Source organism: Streptomyces sp. 13-12-16 (assembly GCF_002114215.1).
Classification (GTDB): Bacteria; Actinomycetota; Actinomycetes; order Streptomycetales; family Streptomycetaceae; genus Streptomyces.
In genome coordinates, this window is the sequence record NZ_NCTE01001068.1 from 6,205 (window position 1) to 9,907 (window position 3,703).

General features: G+C 70.0%; 4 protein-coding genes. 2 read left to right on the plus strand and 2 right to left on the minus strand.

Features of this window, described 5'->3' with window-relative positions:
* Window positions 1-1,697: Tn3 family transposase (locus B7767_RS35195; protein WP_107486508.1), on the plus strand; the 1,697-nt coding region annotated here is incomplete at its 5' end.
* A gap of 52 nt (window positions 1,698-1,749) precedes the next feature.
* Here the strand turns inward: B7767_RS35195 and B7767_RS35200 are convergent.
* Entirely contained in the window at window positions 1,750-2,472 is a 723-nt protein-coding gene (locus tag B7767_RS35200) for a cation transporter (RefSeq protein ID WP_013678689.1), read from the minus strand.
* 1 nt (window position 2,473) lies between these two features.
* Window positions 2,474-2,809 carry a helix-turn-helix transcriptional regulator gene (locus B7767_RS35205; protein WP_041763300.1) on the minus strand — a complete coding sequence of 112 codons (336 nt, stop codon included), beginning with the start codon at window positions 2,807-2,809 and terminating at the stop codon, window positions 2,474-2,476.
* A gap of 192 nt (window positions 2,810-3,001) precedes the next feature.
* On the opposite strand from B7767_RS35205, the gene B7767_RS35210 reads away from it, so the two are divergent.
* Complete coding sequence (locus B7767_RS35210; RefSeq protein ID WP_013678691.1) at window positions 3,002-3,670, plus strand: recombinase family protein; 669 nt, start codon at window positions 3,002-3,004, stop codon at window positions 3,668-3,670.
* Window positions 3,671-3,703 lie beyond the last annotated feature (33 nt).

The following is a 3,703-nucleotide window of genomic DNA, read 5'->3' on the forward strand; positions in this document are numbered from 1 at the left end:
CGGTCGACCGGGACGCGTACGTGGTGTGCGTGCTGGAGCAGCTGCACCGCGCGCTGAACCGGCGCGACGTGTTCGCCGCCCCGTCGAACCGGTGGGCCGACCCGCGCGCGAGGCTGTTGGACGGTCCGCGGTGGGAGGCAATGCGCGGGGACGTGCTGGCGGGCCTGTCCCTGACCGAGGACGCGGGCGAACACCTGGCCCAGCTCACCCGGGGGCTGGATGCGGCGTGGCGGCAGATGGCCGACCGGCTGGCCGAGGCCGGCGACGACGCGAAGGTGGAGATCGTCGTCCCCGAGGGCGGGGGACGTGCCCGCCTGTCGGTGGACAAGCTCGGCGCGGTGGGCGAACCGGAGTCCCTGACCTGGCTGAAGGCCACCACGGAGGCGATGCTCCCCAGGATCGATCTGCCGGACCTGTTGTTCGAGGTCCACTCCTGGACCGGGTTCCTTGACTCCTTCAGGCACGTCTCCGACCGGCGCACCCGCATGGAGGGCCTGCTTGTCTCCCTGGTCGCCCTGCTGGTCTCGCAGAGCTGCAACATCGGCCTGACCCCGGTCATCGATCCGCAGAGCAAGGCGCTGACCCGCTCGCGCCTGTCCCACGTCGATCAGAACTATCTGCGAGCCGACACCATCGCCGCGGCGAACGCCGCGCTCATCACCGCCCAGTCCGCGATCGAGCTGGCCCAGATGTGGGGCGGCGGGCTGCTCGCCTCCGTCGACGGCCTGCGCTTCGTCGTCCCCGTCAAGAGCATCAACACCGGCCCCTCGCCGAAGTACTACGGCTACAAACGCGGCGTGACCTGGCTCAACGCTGTCAACGACCAGGTTGCGGGGATCGGTGCGATGGTCGTGCGCGGCACCCCGCGCGACAGCCTCTACACCCTGGACACCCTGCTGAACCTGGACGGCGGGGTGAAGCCGGAGATGGTGGCGACCGACAACGCCTCGTACAGCGACATGGCCTTCGGCCTGTACAAGATGCTCGGCTTCCGCTTCGCCCCGCGCTTCCGTGACCTCTCGGACCAGCGGTTCTGGCGGGCCGACCTACCCGACGGCGAGGGGCCGGCCGCCGGGTACGGGCCGCTGGAGGCCGTGGCCTGCAACAAGGTCAACCTCAAGCGGATCGCCACGCACTGGCCGGACATGCTCCGGGTGGCCGGGTCGCTCATCACCAACCAGGTCCGGGCCTACGACCTGCTGCGGATGTTCGGCCGTGAGGGCCACCCCACCCCGCTCGGTGCCGCGTTCGCCGAGTACGGGCGGATCGACAAGACCATGCACCTGCTCGCCTTGGTCGATCCCGTTGACGACACCTACCGGCGGCTGATGAACCGGCAGCTCACCGTGCAGGAGTCCCGCCACCGGCTCGCCCGCGCGATCTGCCACGGCGGCCGGGGCCAGATCCGCCAGGCGTACCGCGAGGGCCAGGAGGACCAACTCGCCGCTCTCGGCCTGGTCCTCAACGCCGTGGTCCTGTGGAACACCCGCTACCTGGACGCCGCCGTCGCACAGCTCCGCGCGGAGGGCCACGACATCAAGGATGAGGACGTCGCCCGGCTCTCCCCGCTCAAGGACCGGCACATCAACTTCCTGGGCCGCTACCTGTTCAACATCAAGGCCAGCGGCCCCGGCCGCGGACTGCGCCCCTTCCGCGACCCCGACGCCGCCGAAGACGGCGAGGACGAGGAAAGCTGAGGGCCCCGGCGTCGGTCGACGCCGGGGCCCTGTGTGAGTGCGGGCAGTCAGGTCAGTTGCAGCAGTCGCAGCCCGGCTGGCAGCCGCACGCGTCCTCCTTGGCGCCGGCGGACGGCACCACCGCAGCGCCGGTGGGTGCGCAGCATCCCTTGCCCTGCCAGGCGTCGCGGCCTTCCTTGAAGGCGATGGCGGCGATGACCAAGGCGGCGATCGGGTCGGCCCAGGACCAGCCGAGGGTGGCGTTCAGGACCAGGCCGAGCAGCAGCACGGCCGACAGGTAGGTACACAGGAGCGTCTGCTTGGAGTCCGCGACCGCGGAGGCGGAGCCGAGTTCCCGCCCGGCGCGGCGCTGGGCGGCGGACAGGAACGGCATGATCGCCAGCGACAGGGCGGCGATGACGATGCCGGGGATCGACCGCTCTGCCTCCCCGGTGCCGGTGAGCGCGCGGACGGCGTCGACGGAGACGTACGCGGCGAGCGCAAAGAAGGAGACAGCGATGATCCGCAGGGTGCGCTGCTCGCGGGCCTCGCGTACGGCGTGGTCGCGGGCGGAGAACTGCCAGGCGACCGCGGCGGCCGAGGAGACCTCGATGACCGAGTCGAGGCCGAAGCCGATCAGCGCGGTGGAGGAGGCGAGGGTGCCCGCTGTGATGGCGACGACCGCCTCGATGACGTTGTAGGTGATCGTGGCCGCGACCAGCAGGCGTATCCGCCGGGCGAGGACGTCGCGGCGGGCCGGGGAGGGCCCGAGGGATATCGATATCTCGGCGGCCATCTCAGCAGCAGCCCTTCTCGTCGGCGTCGACGCACGTCCGGTCGGTCTCGACGGCCACCACGGCGGTGCGCAGGTCGTCGAGTGCGTGGCCGAGGCGTTCGTCGGCCAGTTCGTAGCGGGTGCGGCGGCCGTCGGGGACGGTGACGGCCAGGCCGCAGTCGCGCAGGCACGCGAGGTGGTTGGACAGCCGGGTGCGGGAGACGCCGAGGGCGTCGGCGAGGTCGGCGGGGTAGGCAGGGGCGTCGCGCAGGGCGAGCAGGATGCGGCAGCGGATCGGGTCGGCGAGCGCGCGGCCGAACCGGGCCAGCACCTCGATGTCGGAAGCAACAGTCAGCACACCACGACAGTACATCTCATCCTGAATTCAGGAAACCTTGGATCGTTTCGACGGTGCCGATCTTCAAAAAACCTTCGTTTATTGACGATCATGAAACCAATCCGCACGGACCCCGGATCGCCTTCAAAAACTCCTTCAAAAACCTCGGTGCTTCAACAACCTCCGATCACCGTTTCTTGAGAAGATCCGGGGGTGAGCGCGCCCCTGAAACCCTCCGAACTCCTTCTCGCCGAACCCGCCGTACGCACCGACATCAAGATCGGTTACGCCCGGGTCTCCACCGGCGGGCAGAAACTCGACCGCCAGCTCGACGCGCTCAACGCGGCCGGCTGCCGCCGGATCTTCGCGGACAAAAAGTCCGGCAAGAACGACCTGCGCCCCGAGCTCAAGGCGTGCCACGCCTTCCTCGCGAGCGGGGACACCCTCGTCGTCCCCTCCCTCGACCGCTACGGCCGCTCCCTCAAAGACCTCGTGACGATGGTCGCTGAGCTGCGCGAGCAAGGGGTCGGCTTCACCTCGCTGCACGAGAACCTCGACACCACCACCCCGGGCGGGCGCCTGATCTTCCACGTCTTCGCCGCCCTGGCGGAGTTCATCCGCGAACTCATCGTCGCCGGCACCAACGAGGGCCTGGCCGCCGCCCGCGCCCGCGGCCGCACCGGCGGACGCCCCACCGTCATCACACCCGAGCTCATCCGCGCGGCCCGCGACATGCTGCCCAACCCGGAGAACAGCATCGAGTCCATCGCCAAGCTGCTGGGCGTCTCCGCCGGCACCCTCTACAACCACATCCCCGACCTGCGCGAACTCCGCACCTCCCGCGTCCCGCGTCAACTGGAAGGCAGCACCGGCCCCGCCTGACCGAGCCCGATCACCGGCGGGGGATGTCAGCCA

What these genes read in the sequence shown, in the direction of transcription:
- B7767_RS35200 (WP_013678689.1), bottom strand. Translation starts at nt 2,472, where the DNA reads ATGGCCGCCGAGATATCGATATCCCTCGGGCCCTCCCCGGCCCGCCGC.